Here is a 22,518-nt window from a genome sequence, read left to right on the forward strand (position 1 = left end):
CAAGCCATTTTCGTGAGCAAACGCCTTTAGTCACTAAGCTGCCGTTCTTATAAAACAAACCTCTGCATGTGTTATTGCACCATTTAGCTCATTTCATACAGCCTTGCAGAATACTAGCGTGCAAATGTATTACTACGGACACTGTATTCTACGGACTTAGTGACTTTCATTTTTAGCGTGAAGGACTTCACCTAATGCTACCTTAACGAAATATCTTGCGTGTAAATCTTAGGCGTATAGGACCTTTCAATCTCAGAATGGCGAGCACTGCCGTGCAAGAAAAACGAGCGATGTCAGCCATTTTTGAACGACTAAAAACATCACTCACTATTTTTAGCTACCTACGGCAGTTAGAGATGACGACTCAATATTGAGGTCGTACATGACTTAGGCTTTATCGCTCAAATTTTACCGAGTAGAAGGAGTATAACGAGGATCAATACTACCAAACCTAATCCACCGCTCGGGCCGTACCCCCAGGTCTTACTGTGTGGCCAAGTCGGAGCCACACCGATCAGCATCAGAATCAAAACCACCAATAATATTGTTCCTATACTCATGAGAGTCTCCTAGACATTATGGATATAACTCGAACCAGAAATCTTAATCAATATGACAAAGATCCTTTTAAATACCCACATAAAGCTACCAAACTTTATGCTTAAGGTGCTTACTTAATTGTAAAAGCCTCTGACATCAACTGTGTTTTTCGGCATCCTTAGCCGCTTCTTTTACATTACCAATTGCTTTTTGAGTTTTACCTTTTATCTGTTTCTGAACCCCTTTCATCTGCTGTTTCGGGTTGCCAACGATCTCACCAATTTTTTGCTGCACTTTGCCTGCAGCATCTTTTATTGAACCTTCTATTTGGTCTTTGTTCATGGTCAATTTCCTTTTGTTGTTGATATAACATCTAAATAATAATGAGCGCTAACAATCAACTATGAGCTATTTTTCATTTTAGTAAATAGCGTTTAGCAAACATCTAAATATTTTTAGTAAATATCTTAGTTGGTAAAATATCAGTAAAACCATATGGTAAATTAGACGGGAAAATAAATTCCTGTGTTTTCATAAAATTGTGTGACTGGTTACACATCAATCACACCGCGTCAACTTAGGTATGAATTCTACAATATAACATTGGTTTAAATAGGGGTGGTTATGTAGCAATCTTGAATTTTATCTTAAGTATAAATTGTGGAGATTATTTTATTTGCTGAAATTTAGTATTAGTCACGGCTGAATTCCATTATTTAATTATCTAGTGATTTTTTAGCTAAAGCTGACATCCTAATGATGAGCCAAAATATCAAGACAAACAACATAAACCATCTTATTAAGATAAAGATTACCCATTAAAGGCATATCAATCTAAACTCTGTATCCAATATATAATTTATCTAAAAGTGTGTCTGTGCGATAGCGTACACATTATAAATATTTTAATCCGCAATTTAACTTAAAACACAATGAAACATCAGTTGATACCTAATGTAGCTACATTTTGGTATGTCATAGATGCCATTAAAAATATGAATATGAGTATTCAGTGGCTAAACGAAGAAGGAACTAAGAGGTATAACTCTAAAAACGTTAAAATGGTCTAGAGGTGTTCATAGCATCTTGTAGAACTTAGAGAACCACAGACTGGTAGTCTAAGGTTTTTAGCACCAACTAGCCTCGACTGCTGATTTTTACAATAATGCTTCTATATTCGCAAGAAGAACACGATAACCTACGTTACCATAAAATATTTGTCTACCTTCGTCGATAATATAGCTTGGACTGCCTTGTAGATTTTGTTGTGCTGACTTTTGGTAGTTGCTCATTAATGCGGCTATAGCAGAACCATCATGAACGCTTGAGATGATTTTTTTCTGTTCCAGCCCATAGAAATCAACCAGATCATAAAGTATTTCAAGCTTACCAATATCCAATGCATCGATAAAAAATGCACTCCGAAATTTCAATGCCATATTGATACTGGTGTTTTTGTCATAGATAAGTTCAATGGCTTTGAGCACTAAATGAGCATTGGCTGACGTTGTCGGTCTGACTTCAGTCCATATTTTTGAGTTTGTGGGAACGTCATCACGGATAGATGCAGATTTATGTACATGTTCTGCAAAACCATTATATTGACCTTTCTGTTTCCATTGTGTCTCAATTTTTGTTTGAACATCACCAAATACATCAAGATAATGATATTTAAAATGAATTTTATTTTCTAACTTTTTATTTAACTCCTCAATACGTTGTTGTGCAACCCAAGCCCACACACAAAGAATATCAGAGTAGTAATCAATGATCAGGGGTTGATTCATGTTAATCCTTAATAAGGTGGCAGTTTAAGTCATACACTCTAGTTTCAAGGCTAATCAATAATTATTGTGATGGCAGATCTAGTTGTTACCTACATGAAGTCAAGATTTCAATATCTGAACTACAGAATAAATACCGAAGCTAAACCGAGCAATAGGTACAATAATGTGATTTTTAGCAGACATACTAGAAGTCATCAATTTGTTTCATATTACGTGCCAGTAATCGCTTTTCAGCTTCTTCAAGGGACAGTATATTGCTAAGAAATTCAGTTACGGAAGGTGCAGAACTGCAATTTTGTAGATATTCAAACAGCCCCACAATATTTTTATGATACTCAAGTGTGGCCATCGCTATTTCATCCGTATCCATCCTCTTAAACGGATGTTCACCTATGGTGTTAAAAGGAATAGCGGTTTTTTCATAATAATGCCGACAATAAGTGTTAAGTGCATTGCTATTGCCATTATCTTCGAACTGTCTGATAACCAGAGCCATTTTTTGCTCGTGGGCTGAAATATACTCTAACAGTAATCCGCTTCTTTCGCTATCATTTGTAAGTGCGCAATGTGCCGCAAATGCATGCAGCTGTTGGTGTATATTTCTAGTCCATTGCATAACATCATAAAGCGTTTCTATTTGCATATTATTCTCCTCAAAACGGGAGTCCTTGGTCTTTACTGTGAAAAATGAATCACTTTTCTATGCATTGATAAAAATAAACTTACTAAACAAGCCCATATTTACTATGACATTATGTCTCATTAAAAGTGCAGTTTTGAAATGATTATTGACTAAATAGTCAAACGCTGATGTCTATTATTAATGAGATGAATTGTTGAAAACTTGTCATCAACATAAAATACTTTATCAGTCCAACAACGGCTTGATTTATGTAACATCTGGTCTTTAGCTTAAAAAGCTGGCGATAAGCCACAACCTTGTAATGAGGCTAATGACATGAGTATACCTATATTTTTCTATTGACTCTGTTCGTTGCCGCACTGATTGTTGACAATACAATGCGCACAAGAAAGAAGGAAAACTACCAATATAATATGTGCCATTCCATAACTAGATTGAAGTGCATCATCTTCCCGCTTTCAGTTAATAACAGTATTAGATTTAGGAACGAACCATAGGTGAGCTAGCCCAATATTTACCGATATTAGTACTGAGTCGTTAATACGCACGAAACAAGCCATCAAAATATTGGGAATAACAATAATAGAAGATAAAAAAGGAGTAGCCGATAAATCGGCTACTCCTTTTATTTAGCGGAAAATTTAAAAGCGGTAATTAAAGCTCAAGGTCACATTACGTGGGGTTCCGTAATGATACACACTGTATGCAAGAGGCATATAGGATGCTGCAGACATATAGGCATAGTATTTTTCATCCAGCAGGTTTTCGAGATTTAGTTGTAGGTCCATATTTTCCGCCAGATTATAACGAGCCATTAGGTTAACTAGTGAATAAGCATCTTGCTCAATTACAACGCTACCATTTTGTGCGTAACTATCACTCTGCCAGTTAACGCCACCGCCAACAGTTAATTCAGGTAAATGTTCGACAAACTGATAGGTAGTAAAGAGTTTAAACTGTTTGCGAGGGCTCGTGGTCTCAAGTTCTTTGCCTTCTGCATCTTCTGCGGTGAATTGAGAGTAACCTGCCGAAATATTCCAGCCATCAATAAACTCCCCCACCACTTCTAACTCAAAGCCAGTACTTTTAGTACCTTGTATTGCATAATAAGCACTTGTCTGACCATTTGCTTTTTGCTCATCCGTCGGCTCAAAGTCTGTATCTTGCTTAGCAAAATTATCCTGTTCAATCTTAAACAGTGCCACAGTGGTGTGTAGACGGTCGTCCAGATAAGCGCTCTTTAAACCGATTTCATAGGCTTTACCTTCGAGTGGATCCAGATAGTTACCGCTAGCATCTTGTTTATTCTGCGGATTAAATATTTCGGTATAACTGGCGTAAACACGATGCTCTTCGTTTATGTCATACAAGGCGCCAACATAAGGAACGAACACGCCATCATCACCAAAGTTGGTATCAGTACCATAACTGACCCCTTCGCGGTTCCAACTAGAAATACGGCCACCGGCAATCACTTTTAAATCATCGGTAATTGTCAGTCGCGTTGCTGCGTAGAAACCTTTCTGCTCGGTATCCATATTCAACTGACGATTGGCGTTTGTTGACCATTCAGGCTCTTCAAAGGCGTTGCTTTGCCAATCATAAAAGTTTTCAACTGCCTTTGAGTCCCAGCCCGTCATATTCTCACGGATGGGTTCATAGGTATCAGCATAGGATTTCTGTTTGCTGTATAAGGCACCAGTCACAAATTGATGCTCACGGTTAAAGAGTTGGTAATCGCCTTTCAACTGAAAATCGAAATTATCAGAGTTACTTTCACCATGGCTGTGATAACGCTGACCGCTCAAACCTGCACCGGTTTCTTTATTCAGCAAGCCAGACATATAGATCATTTTGGTGGTGGTTTCATATTCCATGCGATTATAGTTCGCCACCAACTGCCAACCATTGCTGAAATAATGGTTCAAGTTAGCAAAATAGTTGATGTTAGTCGTTTCCCAACGGCTCCAATCTGCCGCTGTTGTAGTAGAAACATCCCAATCAGTAGCCGAACCATCGCTGAATACTGCTGGTAACGCACCCCACATCGCTCCTTTGGGGTTATTGTTATTGTAACTACCGCCGACGCGCAGCATAGTATTGTCAGTAATGTCTGAATCAATTACGCCGTAAAGAATGGTCTTACGGTCTTGATAAAGATCCTGATAAGAATCGCTATTGACATATTTCGCGACCATGCGACCGCGCACATTGCCACTGTCGTTGAGGCCATTAGAAACATCTGCGGTAACTTGTTTTTTATCCCAGCTACCCGTAGCAACATCAACATAGCCCTTAAGTTCATCACTGTCGGCATGTTTGCGCACTAGGTTGATTGAAGCAGAAGGATCCCCTGCCCCCGTTAGTAAGCCTGTTGCACCACGCACCACCTCTACACGCTCATACAGAGAGATATCAGACACAGTTTCACCTGCATCGCCCCCCAAACTCCAAGATAAAGGTACGCCATCGATCTGGTAATTCTGAACCGCAAAACCACGGGCCATAAAGCCATTTCGAACGTTATCTGTTTTAGATGAAGACAAACCTACTGTGTTATTAACCACATCAACAACGGTATTGAGTGCCTGATCCTGGATCCGTTCAGCGGTCAAGATGCTCACTGACTGTGGCGTTTCCTGCAGTGACAGCCCTAAACCTGTGGCGGTATCAATGGTTCGACTCACAGTGTACTTGCCCATCACTGTTATTTTTTCAATATTTTGATCATTTGCATCTGCTGCAGAAGACGGCTCTGCAGCCAAAACTGACAAAGGGTTTAATGCCAAAGTAATGGCAGACGCGAGAGGTAGTAGATAAAAGCGCATAGTAATTTAGGGAGTTTATTTAGGATGGATATACGGTAACACTATTGCGAATCACTTTCATTTGTATTTTGGTGATGTATATAACAAATTCATCATTTATTAATGAGGAATAAACGTCCCCGCTGTGTTTATGCCTTCAAAAGTGAGCGTTTACGGTGAAAAAGGTTATTCTTTACCCGTATTCGGTTAATCATTCTTAATCTACGCCACTAAAAGCGACCCTGAGATTATTACTCCATAGGATCGCCATTAGTGTTTAGCTTTTACTTCATCAGTGTGTCTGTACTATTAGCTCGGCAGGCAGAGGCCACTTTGCCACTTGCCACTCACCTTGCCAATTCTCTATCGATATCCACAGACTATCGGCGGAGGTTAGCGTCTTAGTTGCGATGGCGTGTACGTGTTGGCCATGCTTATTACCGTGTAAAATACCATTCTCACTGCGCTGTAAATCTGCTATTGGCAAAGCCTGCGTTCCAATATTGGCATAGCCTTGGCGTATATTGCCTACCTCACCTTTTTCAAAAACCAACATGAAATCTTTCACATAGTCATCATGATGCACATAGGGTGCTTTTAGATCTAAGGGTAAAGGGGCTATTTTAAATTCACCTAACTCTTGAGCCTGCCATGCTGGTGGAAATGTAGGTGTTAGTGACTGATACAAAAACAATAGAGGGAGCAATAGAATAAACCCACTCAGTTTATATTTATTTTTTTGCCAAAAAGTTGAATGAATGAAAGCCATTAACGTACCTCCTCTAACCTATCTGCCACAGTACTGGGGGACCCCATTTTTTTAATTGCACGCACATTACGCAGTCCCCACATCATAAATCCTGTGATTGACATACCCGATAGGATCACCCCAAAAATAAACCAAATGATTTTTGTCCAGATACCACCTAAGGTACCGTAATGCAAAGGATCTGCGATATGCATTAGCGTTTGTATCCCTGTCATCGTCTCGGGTGATGTCGCTCTTGAAATCTCCCCCGTCCAAGGGTTAATGCTAAGGTTGTAAGAATACTGATCGTAAAAAATGTGCTCGCCGCTACCGCTCAGATGATACATGTCACGATTATGCTCGGGTTTCATCACATAACTTGGTTGAAAGTCTGGAAAGTGCGTTTGCGCTAATGTTAAGGCTTGTGCAAATGACACGCTTGGATCAACGGGATTCACATCACCCTTTTGGATAAAGGGCAATTGCTCAGCAGCAACCAATGGCGCATGTGGCTCGATATCAATATCAGCATGCCAAAAAATGGCTTGGACTAAATACCATAATCCGGTAACGGCCATAATCGTGATAAACCAAATAGACCACACACCAGACAATTTATGCAAATCGGCCAATAGTGTCTTTTTACCTTGACTCACACGCAATTTTGGAGCAAAAAAACTTCGCCAAAAACGTTTATAAACAATGAGTCCCGTCACTAAAGACGCGAGCATAAACAGCGCCATCGAACAGACAAGGTAATAGCCCAAGCTGTAACCGCTTTGCCAAGGAAATAATAACCAAGCATGTAAAGATCTGATAAAGCCGGCAAATGTCATGCCTTCATTAATCTGTTGGATCTCACCTGTGTATTGATTGACATAGGCCATGGCATAGGGTTTATCAGCGTCACTGAACATAATCACATTGACCATATAAGGTTCTAAGGTCATAGCGCCAGAGACTGCCGCACTTGGGTAAGCTTCCTCAACAAGCGTCATCAATTCACTAACTGGTTTTACGGGTAAATCATTAGGGTTCAACGCCCTCGATGCAGGATTCGTTAACCAAGTGATCTCATGACTCAGTACCGCAATCGTCCCCGTCAAGCAGATAAAACAAAATAACAACCAAATTGGGAGCGACACCCAACCATGCAACATAAACCAGAATCGGTTACTGATCTTCGCCATTTGTGACTTTCCTAACACTTATCGTATTTCGCGAGTGTAAAGGTAATGCAAATTGTTATCAATACGATGTACTGGGAATTGTTTTCAATTAGAATGCCGGTCACAAAATACTATGATGGGGAATCATGATGGATAAAACCTTGTTAGCAGCGCTCATTTCGAGCCTATTGTTAGCGCCGAGTTCCTACGCCGACGAAACTCAATCAGACGCAGACGCCAATATCGAAGTGATCAGTATTAAAGGTAGTCGTTTAGATAAAGCTGCTACAGCAACGGGCTTACCCTTAACACTGAGAGAAACGCCGCAGTCAGTGACGATTATAGATCAAGAATTTATTCAGAGTTTTTCTCTTAACAATGTTGCTGACTTAATGTTTTTAACACCGGGTATTTCTGCACAGAAAGCAGAAACTAACCGCTACTTTTTCAGCGCCCGTGGTAATCCAATCACTAACTTCCAATTTGATGGTGTGCCTGTTAACTATTCTAGTTTCTTCAATGATGCTTCGACCGATACGGTTATCTTCGATCGAGTAGAAGTGGTTCGTGGTGCAACAGGATTATTAACTGGTGCAGGAGAACCCTCGGCCGCCATCAACCTCATTCGTAAACGTCCAAAATCTTCACCAGGAGGTTACCTCAGTACAAAAGTAGGTTCATGGGACAGTTATCGTGTAGAAGGTGATAGTTCAGTTGACATAACAGAAGATGCCGATGTCCAAGCACGTTTTGCCGCCGCCTATGAAAAATCAGATAGTTTTACCGATCTAGCCGAAGATGAAAATCTGCAAATTTATGGCGTCGTTACTGCAAGATTAAGTGATAGCACATTATTCACTTTGGGCGCGGACTATAGTGACCGCGATCCTAAAGGCTCCACTTGGGGAGCGCTGCCACTGTTTTATGCCGACGGCAGTTTAGCGAGTGACCTTCCCCGTTCGACTACCACTGCAGCATCTTGGTCTAGTTGGAAACGCCATGGTGCGAACGTTTTTTCTACTTTAGAACACAACTTCGATAATAACTGGGAACTCAAACTCGACATAGAACATCGTGAGGATAAGATGGATGGACACTTGCTATATTTATATGGCTCCCCAGATAAAACCACAGGTTTGGGGATGAGTGCATTGCCTATGATCTACCAATCAACCCGTAAGCAAGATGCGGCGCGAATATTTGCTTCAGGGCCATTCGAACTATTGGGTCGAGAACATAAGCTAACAACCGGCCTACTCTATTCAAAACAAGATATTAGCGCCGACTCTTTCTACACCACAGATGTTTTAAGCGTAGGCAATTTCTTTGAGTGGGATGGCTCGATTGCAGAGCCAAATTATCCATCGATTCCCACCAATGAAGAGACTGAAGAGATCCAAAAAGGTGCCTATATTGCTACCCAACTCAATCTGCACGATCAGATCACACTGCTGTTAGGTAGCCGTATCAGCCAATATAAAGTCGATCCAGGTTATGAGCACAATGATGTCATTACGCCGTATGCAGGATTGATTTACGATATCAGTGACAGTGTGTCGATTTATACCAGTTACACTGAGATTTTTCAGCCTCAAGATGCCAAAGATGCTAATAACAAACGCTTAGACCCGACAACTGGCAATAATATTGAACTTGGCAGTAAAGCCGATTTTTTCGACGAAAAACTCACCGCCAGTGTTGCAGTGTTTAAAGTTCAAAAGGAAAATGTGGCGGAAAAAGATCCTAACATTAAAGACCCACTTCCTGATGGTAGCTTTCCAATGCGCGCAGTGGATGGCACCAGTAACCGTGGTTTTGAAATGGAACTAACGGGTAGACCCACAGAGGATTGGGATCTGTACTTCAGTTACACCTACAGTGAATCTGAAAAAGCCGATGGTTCGGCCTTTGGCACACATTTGCCTAAAAACTTAGTACGATTATCTTCGCTCTATCACTTTGATGGCGCTCTAGAAGATCTCACATTAGGTGGCAACTTAAGCTGGCAGAGCAAGATTTATGTAGAAAACGCGGGGCCTAACGGCGAAAGCTCTGAACAAGCCAGTTATTTCCTTACCAATCTTATGGCAAGTTATCAACTCACTGATGATGCGATTGTCCGTTTGAATATTCGAAACTTGTTTGATGAAAAGTACTACTCTAGTATCGATTTCTACAATCAAGGTTTCTTCGGCGAACCGCGAAATGTCGAACTTAGCCTGAGCTATAATTTTTAGTCTAATTGTTAATCGCCAATACCGCGCATCACTTTTATGCGCGGTATACCTAAAGCTAAACTATCCTGCGTTAAAACAGCATCCGGTAAACTTCAATGGATTAACCCTTTGGGCTCAGGGGGATAATCCATTACAATGAAGTCCATTTTGAGTTCGTAAAACAGATGTTCCGCCTATGCCTAAGTCTCACACCCACATGCATCAACATTTGCAGATGCCACATGCTAAATTAGATCTGCAAGCTCTAGCGGGCACCCTTGCCTTTGAGCAAGTGACCATTATTGGTAATGCTTCTGGCGATTGGCAGCCTGCGACCACAGGTACGACATTTATTTTTAACGGTACTCAATGGGCTGAAAACAGCAATGTAAATAATCAGATAGTGAATATCGCCAACGGTGGTTTTGCTGAATCAAAATATGCCTTTGTGGTACAAGGTCATCCACAAAGTGGTCTGCTTACGCAAGCCTTGACACAAGTCGCGATTGAATTAACCCCTAAACTCGGTTGCTGGCCTTCATCTGGGTTAACCACAATCGTGTTGATGCAGCAGTTGTCTCAGCATGTGCAAGTGCAGCGGATGTCGCTGTTTCCGAGTTTATCAAGACCCAATGATTTACCGCTTGACGATCACTTACCTTGCATGGTGCATAATTGGTTAGGCGAACGACGGATTGCCCAGGCTTTGGTACCCTCGCTCGACTGGCCTGAATTTAGCTTAGCGTCCGTATTTTTACCTCGCCTATCCGCAATAAACCAAATGCAACCATGCCGAGTCGCACCTAGGATAAACGCAGATAATCCCTTTGATTTGCTTGAGCGTTTACAGGAGTCGAATTCATTAATCGCAGATGCACTAAATCCAGCCACGCGGCAGATGCAACTTGAATGGCTAATCACACTGGCGCATACCCCCATTAATATTTGGCAGCAATTTGCTCATCCTAGCCAGCTCATCAATACTGAAGCTTTATTTTTCAACCACATGCCAGAATCAAAACCCAGCAATTGGTATTTAATGGATACTCAGGCATCTCAATATCTTGATGCGATTCGCCATAGTTTGGCCTATTGTTGGCAAACGTTGTCGACTAAGCAGGCGAGCTTGATTGGCAACGAGCTTTCAAACGGCTCGTGACCTTCCCCTGTCTACTGCCATTCGCATTCAAAATACCTAAGGCGAATGTCGTTTTACCTTTTACCTTGCCCTCTAGCGACGCTAAACCAACCTCTGTTTAAATGCATGACTCAAAACGTCAACACACCCTAGTTAAGGGAATTTTTACCCAATGCGATCCCCAGCGGTTCAAAGTAATTGATCAGCGCCTGAAAAATCACTTTTCTGTGGGCTTCATCGGGATAAGCCCCCTCCTTTGCCATTGCTGAAAAACGGGTTCCCGACACTAAATACGGATTCGAAATATCAGTATAAGATTCAATACAGGCTTCAAATGCTCGCGCCATCATCTCCGTTGGCCGAGAGAAGTACTGCATCCCATGTTTTTTATCTAATGCAATCGCTCGGCGAACATAATCATGGGGCTCATCACCCTGTCCACTCAACAATGTCACTTTGAAGATCTCAGATAATCGAGCATTTAATGGATGCTCTATGATGGGCAGATCGGATAGCCAAAGATCGCTCGCACACTGAAACCGCTTATTAGTAGGTTTGAATGATTTAGCGGCAATATAATGGTCAAACGCATGCCAAAACTCATGGGCTAAAGCACCTGCACCTGCATTTTTAGCCAATGCCAACTCTCGGGTCGCGGGTGCATAATGGGCCTGAACGCCCTTTTGGCCGCCATGACCAAAGGCTAGGCTGACGGTTTCCCGCAGCCCTAAAGTTAAAGGTGGCAATTTTAAGATAAAGGCCAGATCGGCGAGCGAATCAAATACTAAATCCGCAGCAATCCGCGATTCATCCCGCGTCACCCAGCGGCCAACACGCACATGGCTAAAACCAAAGGTTTGTTTAATATCAAGAAAAGTGATTTGTTCACCAAATCGATAATCGGGTCCATGGCGGTTATATTGCTGATTAATTAACACGACTTACCTTGAACCCTATGGCAGTGAGAGACAAATTAAGCTGGCTATTTTAGGTGAAAATGCACAGGAACAAAACGCTGTATTGAGTGCAATATCAAGTTAAGAATAGGAGCCAAGCGCTTACTCTTGGTTTGTTATCGCGATGCTTAGATTTCGTCAACCATTGGGTTAGCTAAGCTTTAGCCGTTAATATCACATCATCCCAAACCACGACACGATTTCGCCCCGTCGTTTTAGCGTGATACAAGGCTTTATCGGCCTCGGCCACCAGCTTTTCAGCATCTGAACGGCACTGACTCCCTATTTCAATCGGTGAAGGTACAGACTGAAGCGCTAAAATACCGCAGTTTTCTTCGATGGCATGATGAGTGATCACAGGTGTTAACACACTCACTCCTGCCGAAAATTGATAGTGAAAATCGGCGACTATCGCTGAAATATCTTCATTCGCAAGCGCTAACATCATACGCGTCACAATTTTCTGCGCGACATCGACCGACGTTTCTGGCAGTAATAGCGCAAATTCCTCACCGCCGAAGCGACCAAAGATATCGTATGGGCGCGTGCGAGCACTGATAAATTGGGTAAAATGCTGCAGTATCTTGTCACCCACTTGATGCCCATAGCGATCATTAACGAGTTTAAAATAATCGATATCCATCATGACAAGGCACAAAGGTAACTGTAGACGACTCAAGCGTTTGATTTCATGCTCTAACTGCTGGAAAAAATGCCGTCGATTGGCAATACCGGTTAATTCATCGGTGAGTGCGAGTCGATTCAACTCAGTCTGCGCATTCCTTAGGGCAAATTCGACCTGTTTTAACTGGGTAATATCGGTGCAAACAATGACCATATCGCCATTGTGATAGACCTGCTCAGAAAGTTGCAACCAGCTACCGTCGACCAGATCCACTTCAAAACGTCGAAAAGCTGATTTACGTTGATTCGCATGAATAAGTTCAAGCCATTCCTCTATGGTTTCATGATCAATTTTAGGCCCTTGCTTATAGGTAAAGGCAAAGTGCATCATGTCGTCAAAATGCCGGCCAGCCATGTCTTGATCAACAAAACCAAACATTTTCGCAAAGGTATGGTTATAAAAGATAAAATGATTGTGCTTGTCCAAAACAGCGAGGCCATTCTCGCTTAGCCGTAAGGCTTCGGTTAAAAAGGGGTACACAGACTCAAGAGATTCTTTTTCCATCGATTATTCCTAGCAATGACGCTTTTAGAGAAGATCTCCGACATGTTTAGATTAGCAGCGTTCTACACTAATCACAGCGTCTTTGTTTTACCGCAACGGGATTGGCTCTACCGCGATGTAAATCCCACACATTCGGCAAATAAGCTTTAAAAACCAGATCCAATGCTTTGATAATTTACGATTTTACGGCCAATTTACTGAGAAATATTTCAGCACTAAAAGGTTTCTGCATGAAATGTACCTCAGGGAATAATGCTAACTCAGAAATATCATCGCTATCATTAGCTGAAAGCAAAAAGAACCGACAGTGATGCTCAAGCTGGGTATCACTGGCAAGGTTTTGTAATGTTTGTTGCATCTGTTTAATAAGTTGTAAGCCATTCATATCTTGTAAACGGTAATCCACAATAACAATATGTGGCAATGAGTGAATCAACATCTTAAGTGCTTGCGCTGCGTTATCAACACTGAAGGTTTGAAAATGATAGTGCTCTAGCATGGCTTTGCAAATCTCAAGGTTAAACAGATTATCATCTATGATTAACACTTTTTGTTGATCATATTGAATCGTTAATCGTTCTTTCACCTCGGTAAGTTGGCAGGGAAAATGTAACAGCACTGTGGTGCCTTTGCCCTTTTGACTGCGCAACATAAACTTACCGCCAATTTGCTCAAGCAATCGATTACAAGTATAGAGTCCTAATCCCATGCCCGATGTTGTTGTATATGAGTTAGATGCGTGCATAAAGGGATCAACTAAAGCACGCTGTGCTTCCTTTGACATTCCCTCACCAAAATCGCGGATCAGTACCCTAAGCATAGGACTATGGTCTTTATGGTTACGTTTAAGGCGTAAGTCCATATAACAATGCACTTCGCTACCCGTACTGTATTTAAAGGCATTATTGATAATGTTCGTCATGAGTTGGAATAACTTAGTCCCATCGAGCTCGATAAACTTCGGCAAAGACTCATTCACGACAACCTGTAAACGTTTACCCGATGTCGCACTAAAAGCACGATAGTAATCCTCAATATTGCTCAGATATTCGTGCAAATTGACTAAATGCCGATTCAATTTTAACTGCCCAGCTTCAGCCTTACTGTAATTCAACGTATTTTCGGCAACCGAGTAAAGTAAGTTAGCTGACCAGGTCATTTTATCGATAATTTCGTCCAGTTTTTGTGGTTGTGAACGCGCTTTTTTTAACATGCGACTGTAGCCAAGAATGGCATTGATAGGAGTGCGGATCTCATGATTTATGCTGGAAAGTACTGCTAATCTAGATCGATTATCGAGCTTAATCTGCTCTACAATATGCTGATTTTTAGACTTAAAGTACAAAAGAAAAGACAGAGTAATACCAAGAGAAGCAATCAGTAAGATAATCACGATTAGCTCGACAACCTCTTTTTGTGGCACTTGATATTCTATGCGTAAATCTACACGGGTTTGGTATCCAGGAATATCCAAAGTTCGGCTATCTGAGTAGCTAAACATTGAAAATATGCCTGTGGAAAACTCATGGTTACAGGATGAACTTTGCAATAACGATTGTTCAAATTGATAGCTAATACATACACCCTGCTCCTGCTCAATCCGCGCTAATATCCGCTGGTGAGAAATGGCATAGACTAAATAAAGCATATTAGGCCCATCGATATTAACAACCGCTAACGTGTAATCGGCAAGGCTAGCCTGAAGTTCCCCTTTACTATTCTTGACTAATTTAAGTGGCTTAAGTTCTCGCGCCATTGTCTGATCAGAGATATAGGCCAGTTCAAGTTCGGGGGTCAGTGTAAAAGCGACAGCAGATTTGATCTTCAGTAAGTCCTTAGCAAAAACCTCAAATTCCTGTGACGTTACCTCACTCGAAGCATAAAAAAACGATTTTAGCGCATCCAACATAATTTCATGTTGTAAGAACATATCCCGTGAAGAAGTAAAAACCGCTTCTGCTTTTTTATTGTAAATGGAGTCAAATTCATAACGTGAGTGGGACAAGGTTAACCACAGCACCAACAGAGTGACCCATAAGCCACTGAACATATTGATACAAGCGCTATATTTAAAGCTCATTAGCGTAATCCATTACGGCCTTTAGCAAGCTGCATAACTGATATTCAAACAGCTCTCGCTCGCAAACATCCATGACAGACAGCATATCTTTAAGCTGCAAGTAGCGCGCAATACCCGTAAATTGATGTTTCAGCCCTTCAATACTGTCAGAGGACTCATATTGTTCTAGCTCAAGTCGCATTCGCTGTAATTCAGCAATCAGTGTCAATCGCAGTCGTGATTGCTGTTCTTGGCTGTATTGCTCAAAGAATACAGATAAGGCCTTGGGTAACTCAGTATTAGCATTCATACATTAGGCACTCCTATTATATTGAGCAATCCAATCAATAAGATAACGACCTTCAATCGGGGGACTGTACAAATAACCTTGGGCAACATCACACCCCAACTCAGAGAGAATTAACTCTATTGCACTTGTCTCAACGCCTTCTGCAACCACCTTTACGTGCATCTTCTGCGCAAGCGCGATGGTGGATTCTACGATGAGATAATGTTGGTGATTGATATCCATATCGGAGACAAAACTTTTATCAATTTTGATCTCTTTAAAGGGAATGGCATCAAGACGATCATAGGTAGAATAACTTTTACCGAAATCATCGAGGGAAATATCAATATTATTGATGATCAGCCGTGCAATTGAGTTAAGCACTCTATCTTGGTTAATGATTTCCTGTGATTCGGTGAGCTCTAAAATCAAATGGATTTGTTTATACTCACGACCACATTCGATGATGTACTCAATGAGTTCATCACAGGTCAAATCATCTGCGGTAATGTTAATCGACAGGGCAAACGCCATTAATAACGGTTGGCGCGACCAACATTGCAATGCTTGGGAAATAACCATCCGCGAAAACAAGCTATTTAGCCCCTGCTGATTCACCAGTGGCAAAAAAACGTCGGGATAAATATAGCCATTGGATTGATCGCAAAGCCGCGAAAGCACTTCAAAACCGATGATCTCCTTTGTTTTAAGGTTAATCTTAGGTTGATAACACAAAATTAATTGTTCATTTTTGAGCAATTGCCGCACATTGATATTCGCCGCCATGTCTTGCACGATAGACTCATCTTGATGGGCACGGTTTCTATCGTCGGAGGCGTCTAGCAATGGCGTTAAAATGTCATTCACATTGATAGGTTTAGCAAATACGCCAAGCAAGTTGAGCTTCAAACCCGTGATAATGCTATCCACCAGTTCTAAAGTCCGTTTATCCGAGGAGCTTATCACCGCAATCGGAATGGCAGTAAATCGGGGCTCGGAAGCCAACATATTAATCACCGCAATACCGTCACCTTGATCCATTTTTAAATCTAAAATGACTAAATCAAGTTTTGCTTCTACAGCTAAAATGAGTTCAATTCCTTGATTACCATTACTGGCTTCATAGATCTCCACATTGTCCTCTGCTAAGTACTTATGGATATCAGCTTTCATGGTTTCTCTAATAAAGCGTTGATCATCTATGATGAGAATATTCATATATTGGTCTCTAACTGCATAAAGAAAATGGGATCGATCGTCTGGGATTTGGATGTAGGGATGACAGAAAGCTTGAGTAAATTACGATTCGCCATGACTTCTGTGCGACTGGAGAAAAACGAATAGTTTTTGACTGGTTTGAAGCCGCCTTCTATCGTTCTTACTTTAAATATGGGCAACTTAAATTGCGTCAATTTTCGTTTTAGTGACTCATCACAGATATTAAAACTCAAAAACTTAAGTGAGCGACTCGTGGCCAATTCATTGAGATAAACAGACATCATATAATTTTCAATATAAGGCGTTACGCCAAAGGAGGAGAACACCATTAAGGTATCTGGCAAAGCTTGACTGTTATGGTTAATGACCTCAAATAAGTCCACCTCATCATTCATAAATTCGAGGGCAATTTTGCCTTGAGTGCGGCAGAATAGACTGTGTCCAATGATTTGATCCCCAAAGCTAAAAGCCACCACCAATGAGAGTCCACGAAAAAAAGGTTGAGATAACTTACGGCTCACAAAGGATAAACGCGGGTTACTTTCATAAACCAAGCTGAGTTGCAGCAGAGTCATAAAGTTTTGATGGTGGCTTTCGATAAACTCGACACGATAAGGAGTATTACGGTAGTACGGATGATCGCTGCGTTCTATGGTCGATTCAAAAAGGTTAATTAACGCTAAACCTTCGTTGATGAATTTTTTGTCCTCCCGATAAATATCAAACAGTTCAGAGCCAAATATTTCAACGATTTCAGACTGTTTAGCTAGGGATGGAATGTTAACTCCCCGCTCCCAACGGCTAATAGTGATGGAATCTAACATATCGAACAGGCAGCTTTTTTGCCTGAGCAGACTACATAAATCTTCTTGAGATAAATTATTCTCACTGCGGGTGTGTTTTAAGAAATTGGAGAATGTCTGTGCACTTGTTTTGCTTTGATAGGAGATAGGTGTACAAATCATATCGCGTTCCATCTGAATTTTTTATTTTATCTAGCAGCTCCATATACGTCTTATGGTCGATGTCATCTACTGGCTCTGGATGTCTAAATGTAAAAGTAATCCAAATGCGTTGAAGTTTCTCGATGAAATAAAGTCCAGTGATTTTTTCGTCACTCATCACTCAGTTCCTCCATCTCAGCCTTTTATTCACCACGTTTTTTGCAATAGGAAAACGAGTATAAATGCCATTGTTTATCTGAGACCATGGCACAGTCAAAAAAGCGATGGAAAAAAGTGTCTAGTTATTCGTTCGGTTAAATCATTGCATCATCGATAAAACCGCAATCAACAGACCCTCCTATAAAACCGCATAAAATATAAGATTCACCAGCAATGGCCACAAAACGCCAAATTGATTATTTATGCGCTAAATATTCAAAATATGGGATATAACCTCGGGATTTCTCTCACTTATCTACGTTTTTATGCATGGTTATTCGTGTTTGGAATAGGCAAGCCGCGACAGTATCAGCTTAGAGATATAAGTAGGAAAGTTTTTAATGGCTTAAGCAAGCCAGCTGCGAAAATAAGTGGGTAATTGGCCAGTCCAGCGTTTAAAGGAACGCCTATCATCACTGGCGTCGCTGAAGCATAAAGAAGAATACTGTGAGCATCTTGCGCAGGTGTCGCTAAGTCATAGCGTGCTTTGATTAAACGGGTCTCATCAGCAAGTATCGGCAAGTTGGCCAAAGTTTAAATCCATCTCGGCCAAACACCGTTTTAAGGTGGCTGGGCCCATTGTCAGTTTTTCCGCTATGTCAGGCAAACTTAAGTTATCCCGCATTAGACACAAAAGAATACCAACCACTAAGCCTAACCGCAGTTCGCATATAGTAGTGATTGACATATCCCTTGGCGCTGAATGACGGCAGCGCCGAAACCTATGGTTTGACCGTTACGCATCTGCAAGTCGGCAGCGGCGTTTGGCAACAGGGAATGCTGGTGGAGCAAGACGGCTAAAACTACTTACCCAAAGATAATCAAACATTTAAATGGTTACCTTGGAGCTGTATCGTCAAACAACTTGACGTTAACTCTGGACATTTAGCAGACTAAGATAAACAAAAGGCACAAAGTATAAAGCACAGGTGTTAGAGAAGGTGCTGGTATTGGTCGTAAAAATGAGCAACCGGCACCATCTGATTGCAAATTGATGAATTAACTGGTTATGCACTTAATATGCAAGTCTAAAACTATAATCCCCGAGATTTTTCTCACCTTAATGCAATAAAGTGAATAGTTAATCATAAAAAAGAGGTTGGCTGTATTCAACAGCTAACCTCTTCTCTTTAAATCAGGCGATAAATCAGATGTTCTATCATACAACCAGAGCCATGACTTCAAAACGACTCTTACAAAAGCTAACTCATACCAGAGCTAATTTTTTTACGGGTACGAAAATAGCAAGTTGAGGCTAGTCACTGTAAATCACGAATGTAAAACTAACGCCTGTGAAAAACCATGCCCACTCAATTCGGCAGACATGGGATTAGCCGCGTTTAGTGCCCCACGGATCGTTGTCATCCGTCGATGGGCTTGGTCCTGAACGCTCAGTCATTCTTGAATCGTTTCTTGGCTCGTTTCTGGGTTCGTTGCGGCGCTGTGAGTTGCTATTCGATGAACCATATCCAGAGCCGGTGCCACGTCCACCCGTAGGTTTTTTACCTGAGCTTTTACCTGAACCTGAACCATTACCAAAGTTCTTACCTGAGCCATAACCAGAGTTAGGACGTTTATTACCCGCTTCGTACTCGGCGCTGGCTTGTGCCTGCATTTTAGCGATAGATTCTATGGTGAGTTCCATCGGTTTACGCGGCGCGATACCTGAGGCAAAACCTCGTTCGCGTGGCTTAAGATCAAACTGTTCACCGATGGCTTTAGGCATACGCTTGAATCGATACAGGTAAAAGTTTTCCACTTTCTCCCGCGCCCACTCAGTCTTCTTGAGGAAAATAATACAGGCCTCAATGGTCGGGTTGGTGTTAAAGCAACCTAGCTTTAATGCCGCGTATAAAATTTTCCAGCCATAAAAATCGACTAACTCAGTGATCATTGTCTCGAGTTTGAGGCCGTGTAATGGGTTGTTCTGTTGCTCTTCAATCATGGGAATTCCAAGTTCAGCCCTATTGGCTGAGTTTACTGTATTAGTTTACGGTTTTGAGTTGTTAAACGAGTGACTCAATTCGCTACTAAAATTCGCGATTAGAGAAATCACTTAAGTTATGAAGTTATAAGCCACTGACGTTGCTACGGCAATAGCATAGGGCGTTAAGCCTTATTGCTCGTGATGCTTAGATCTTAAATCTTACGGACCTAAAGCCTCCAAACTGAGCCATTAAATATTAGCCGTAAAATCTGCTGCTCGACAAAACTGCGGGAATAATAACGGTAAATAAGCTAAACGCCTTCTTTTATTTGCGCTAGCGAGGTTTGGCATCTGCTTTAAGGTAAAGAAAATACGCCGCAGCTGACAGTTTTAATCTGCATATCCGCGATATCACGCTAACAGGTATGAACTCAGCATCAAGCTCAAACCCGTTTCTAAATTTTACCTATGATCCGCTGATGCCTTGGGTCAACCTCAAAATAAACGCAACTGAAACGGCTCGATTTATAGCTGCGCATCACATCCTTGCTCGCATCTTTAGCCCTTAGTCTGTATACTCCGCGACCTTATTATCCCAACTTTAATGTTTTGGCTTAGAGTGGGTGAAGCGCATGTTTCATTTTTTGAGGCTTGTTTGTCACAATCCCCGTTAGCAAATACCTAGGAAAGCTCCTTTGATCTCTACCGCGAACATCACGATGCAGTTTGGCCCTGAGCCATTGTTTGAAAACATTTCAGCGAAATTTGGCAACGGTCACCGCTATGGTTTGATCGGCGCGAATGGCTGTGGCAAATCGACCTTTATGAAGATCCTCAGCGGAGCGTTAGCGCCAACCTCTGGCAATGTGTCCATCACGCCCGGCTTAAAAGTCGGTACCCTAAGCCAAGATCAGTTCGCGTTTGAACAATACAGTGTGATCGATGCGGTGATCATGGGGGATGTTGCCCTGTGGAAAGTCAAACAGGAACGCGATGCAATCTACGCCAATCCGAATATGACCGAAGAAGATGGCATGCGCGTTGGCGATCTTGAAAGTGAATTTGCCGAAATGGATGGCTACAGCGCCGAAAGCCGCGCCGGTGAAATTCTGCTCGAAGCGGGTATTGAAGAATCTTTCCATTACGGCCTAATGCAACAAGTAGCACCGGGTTGGAAACTGCGGGTATTGTTGGCACAAGCACTATTTGCCAACCCAGATATTTTGCTGCTCGACGAACCAACCAACAACTTGGACATACATACCATTAGCTGGTTAGAAGCCGAGTTGAACAAACGCAAATGCACCATGATCATTATTTCCCATGATAGGCATTTCTTGAATGCCGTCTGTACCCACATGGCCGATATCGATTACGGCGAACTGCGCATTTACCCTGGTAACTACGAATACTTCCTTGCACAATCGTCTTTGATCCGTGAACAATTATTATCGGGCAACGCCAAGAAAAGTGCTGAAATCGAAGAACTGCAAGACTTCGTCAACCGCTTCGGAGCCAACGCATCTAAGGCAAAACAAGCTAGCTCGCGCGCGAAAAAAATGGACAAGATCAAGCTTGATGAAGTGAAATCATCAAGCCGCATTCACCCTTCTATTCGTTTCGATGCTGGCAAGAAAATGCATCGCCAAGCACTGATCCTCGAAGATTTGGCCCACGGGTTTGATGGTGAGCTGCTATTCGAAGGCGGCGACTTAATCCTCGAAGCCGGTGCAAAATTAGCGATTATCGGCGAAAACGGCGTGGGTAAAACCACTTTCCTACGTTGCTTAGTCAATGATTTAGAACATAATAAAGGCGTGATCAAGTGGTCAGAAAACGCATCAATCGGCTACTGTCCACAAGACAGCAGTGACGAATTTGATAATGACTACACATTAATGGATTGGATGTCACAGTGGCGCCAACCTAAGCACAACGATCTTATGGTACGCGCCATGTTAGGCCGTCTGCTGTTCACCGAAGATGACGCAAATAAGAAAGCCCGTAACTGTTCAGGCGGAGAGAAAAACCGCTTGTTATTCGGTAAGTTAATGATGCAAGACATCAATGTGCTGATCATGGACGAACCGACTAACCACATGGACATGGAAGCCATTGAAGCACTCAATAATGCGTTGAAAGACTTTGAAGGCACTTTGATATTCGTCAGTCATGACCGTGAGTTTGTATCGTCACTCGCAACACGTATCATTGATATTAAAGATAAAAAAGTGATTAACTTCCAAGGCACTTTCGATGAGTACCTTTCAAGTCAAGCTGAAATGGAAGCGAGAAAAAGCGCGTAATGTTGTGCTTTGATAAACCTTAATCGGCTATGTCAGCTTGATTAAAAGGGTCGTCATTGGAGAGCCTACTGACGACTTTTTATCGATATCTAAAGAGCGATATGATTGGTAAAACATGAAGTATTGCTGCTTTGGGCCTTGGATACACAGCTGTCTATTCGTTATCTAGAGTGCTATAATTCATGCACTTAATTGAGGTTGATCCGATGAAAACTAAATCAAAAAACACACAAGTGACTCAAAATCGACTCTATCGCGCTGTGGCCAGTTCAACCGCTATTGAGACGGGTAAAACTACGGCTGAAGTTGAAGCAAAATTGAAGGCCAAAAAAAGCCGTTTCAGTCATTTGACCTTAGCCTAAA

Annotated in this window: 18 protein-coding genes; 4 read left to right on the top strand and 14 right to left on the bottom strand. The window is 41.7% G+C overall.

Annotated elements, in window-relative coordinates; translation table 11 throughout:
- Window positions 1–401: 401 nt before the first annotated feature.
- From KO533_RS00430 to KO533_RS00460, 7 genes are all read right to left on the bottom strand, one after another.
- Window positions 402–554: a DUF3309 family protein gene (locus tag KO533_RS00430; RefSeq protein ID WP_346014695.1), complete on the bottom strand. Its 153-nt coding sequence runs from the start codon at window positions 552–554 to the stop codon at window positions 402–404.
- 142 nt (window positions 555–696) lie between these two features.
- On the bottom strand, window positions 697–882 hold the full coding sequence (locus tag KO533_RS00435; RefSeq protein ID WP_028759929.1) for a CsbD family protein: 186 nt from the start codon (window positions 880–882) through the stop codon (window positions 697–699).
- An 815-nt stretch (window positions 883–1,697) separates the two neighbouring features.
- Window positions 1,698–2,327: a DsbA family protein gene (locus tag KO533_RS00440; RefSeq protein ID WP_219252362.1), complete on the bottom strand. Its 630-nt coding sequence runs from the start codon at window positions 2,325–2,327 to the stop codon at window positions 1,698–1,700.
- Between the two features lie 184 nt (window positions 2,328–2,511).
- Window positions 2,512–2,970 (bottom strand): hypothetical protein, encoded by a 459-nt coding sequence (locus tag KO533_RS00445; protein ID WP_113940432.1) that lies wholly within the window; start codon window positions 2,968–2,970, stop codon window positions 2,512–2,514.
- A 641-nt stretch (window positions 2,971–3,611) separates the two neighbouring features.
- Entirely contained in the window at window positions 3,612–5,798 is a 2,187-nt protein-coding gene (locus KO533_RS00450) for a TonB-dependent siderophore receptor (protein ID WP_219252363.1), read from the bottom strand.
- 271 nt (window positions 5,799–6,069) lie between these two features.
- Window positions 6,070–6,546 (bottom strand): hypothetical protein, encoded by a 477-nt coding sequence (locus KO533_RS00455; RefSeq protein ID WP_105252512.1) that lies wholly within the window; start codon window positions 6,544–6,546, stop codon window positions 6,070–6,072.
- Entirely contained in the window at window positions 6,546–7,715 is a 1,170-nt protein-coding gene (locus KO533_RS00460) for a PepSY-associated TM helix domain-containing protein (RefSeq protein ID WP_219252364.1), read from the bottom strand. The genes KO533_RS00455 and KO533_RS00460 overlap by 1 nt, the downstream gene beginning before the upstream one ends.
- Before the next feature lie 128 nt (window positions 7,716–7,843).
- Between KO533_RS00460 and KO533_RS00465 the strand changes: the two genes are divergently transcribed.
- Both KO533_RS00465 and KO533_RS00470 read left to right on the top strand, forming a co-directional pair.
- Complete coding sequence (locus KO533_RS00465) at window positions 7,844–9,931, top strand: TonB-dependent siderophore receptor (protein ID WP_219252645.1); 2,088 nt, start codon at window positions 7,844–7,846, stop codon at window positions 9,929–9,931.
- A gap of 175 nt (window positions 9,932–10,106) precedes the next feature.
- Window positions 10,107–11,069, top strand: coding sequence for a hypothetical protein (locus KO533_RS00470; RefSeq protein WP_219252365.1), 963 nt, complete (start codon window positions 10,107–10,109; stop codon window positions 11,067–11,069).
- A gap of 128 nt (window positions 11,070–11,197) precedes the next feature.
- Here KO533_RS00470 and KO533_RS00475 read toward each other — a convergent pair whose 3' ends face one another.
- The 7 genes from KO533_RS00475 to KO533_RS00510 all read right to left on the bottom strand — a co-directional run bounded on the left by KO533_RS00475 (window position 11,198) and on the right by KO533_RS00510 (window position 19,867).
- Window positions 11,198–11,986: a CLCA_X family protein gene (locus tag KO533_RS00475; RefSeq protein ID WP_219252368.1), complete on the bottom strand. Its 789-nt coding sequence runs from the start codon at window positions 11,984–11,986 to the stop codon at window positions 11,198–11,200.
- A 172-nt stretch (window positions 11,987–12,158) separates the two neighbouring features.
- On the bottom strand, window positions 12,159–13,193 hold the full coding sequence (locus tag KO533_RS00480; RefSeq protein ID WP_219252370.1) for a sensor domain-containing diguanylate cyclase: 1,035 nt from the start codon (window positions 13,191–13,193) through the stop codon (window positions 12,159–12,161).
- A 175-nt stretch (window positions 13,194–13,368) separates the two neighbouring features.
- A complete protein-coding gene (locus KO533_RS00485; RefSeq protein ID WP_219252372.1) occupies window positions 13,369–15,273 on the bottom strand; it encodes an ATP-binding protein in 1,905 nt (634 codons plus the stop codon).
- Window positions 15,263–15,562: a hypothetical protein gene (locus KO533_RS00490; RefSeq protein ID WP_219252374.1), complete on the bottom strand. Its 300-nt coding sequence runs from the start codon at window positions 15,560–15,562 to the stop codon at window positions 15,263–15,265. The genes KO533_RS00485 and KO533_RS00490 overlap by 11 nt, the downstream gene beginning before the upstream one ends.
- A 3-nt stretch (window positions 15,563–15,565) precedes the next feature.
- The gene (locus KO533_RS00495; RefSeq protein WP_173496905.1) at window positions 15,566–16,759 is read right to left on the bottom strand and encodes an EAL domain-containing response regulator; all 1,194 of its coding nucleotides are present in this window, start codon (window positions 16,757–16,759) and stop codon (window positions 15,566–15,568) included.
- Entirely contained in the window at window positions 16,756–17,724 is a 969-nt protein-coding gene (locus KO533_RS00500) for a helix-turn-helix domain-containing protein (RefSeq protein ID WP_105253121.1), read from the bottom strand. Before KO533_RS00500 ends, KO533_RS00495 begins: the two co-directional genes overlap by 4 nt.
- Before the next feature lie 1,528 nt (window positions 17,725–19,252).
- Window positions 19,253–19,867 carry a VF530 family DNA-binding protein gene (locus tag KO533_RS00510; RefSeq protein ID WP_219252376.1) on the bottom strand — a complete coding sequence of 205 codons (615 nt, stop codon included), beginning with the start codon at window positions 19,865–19,867 and terminating at the stop codon, window positions 19,253–19,255.
- A gap of 677 nt (window positions 19,868–20,544) precedes the next feature.
- Between KO533_RS00510 and KO533_RS00515 the strand changes: the two genes are divergently transcribed.
- Both KO533_RS00515 and KO533_RS00520 read left to right on the top strand, forming a co-directional pair.
- Window positions 20,545–22,155: an ABC-F family ATPase gene (locus tag KO533_RS00515; RefSeq protein ID WP_131524739.1), complete on the top strand. Its 1,611-nt coding sequence runs from the start codon at window positions 20,545–20,547 to the stop codon at window positions 22,153–22,155.
- Window positions 22,156–22,361: 206 nt separating this feature from the next.
- Entirely contained in the window at window positions 22,362–22,517 is a 156-nt protein-coding gene (locus tag KO533_RS00520; protein WP_173913200.1) for a hypothetical protein, read from the top strand.
- Window position 22,518: the final 1 nt, after the last annotated feature.

The organism is Shewanella sp. NKUCC05_KAH (genome assembly GCF_019345585.1).
Lineage (GTDB): Bacteria > Pseudomonadota > Gammaproteobacteria > Enterobacterales > Shewanellaceae > Shewanella > Shewanella oncorhynchi.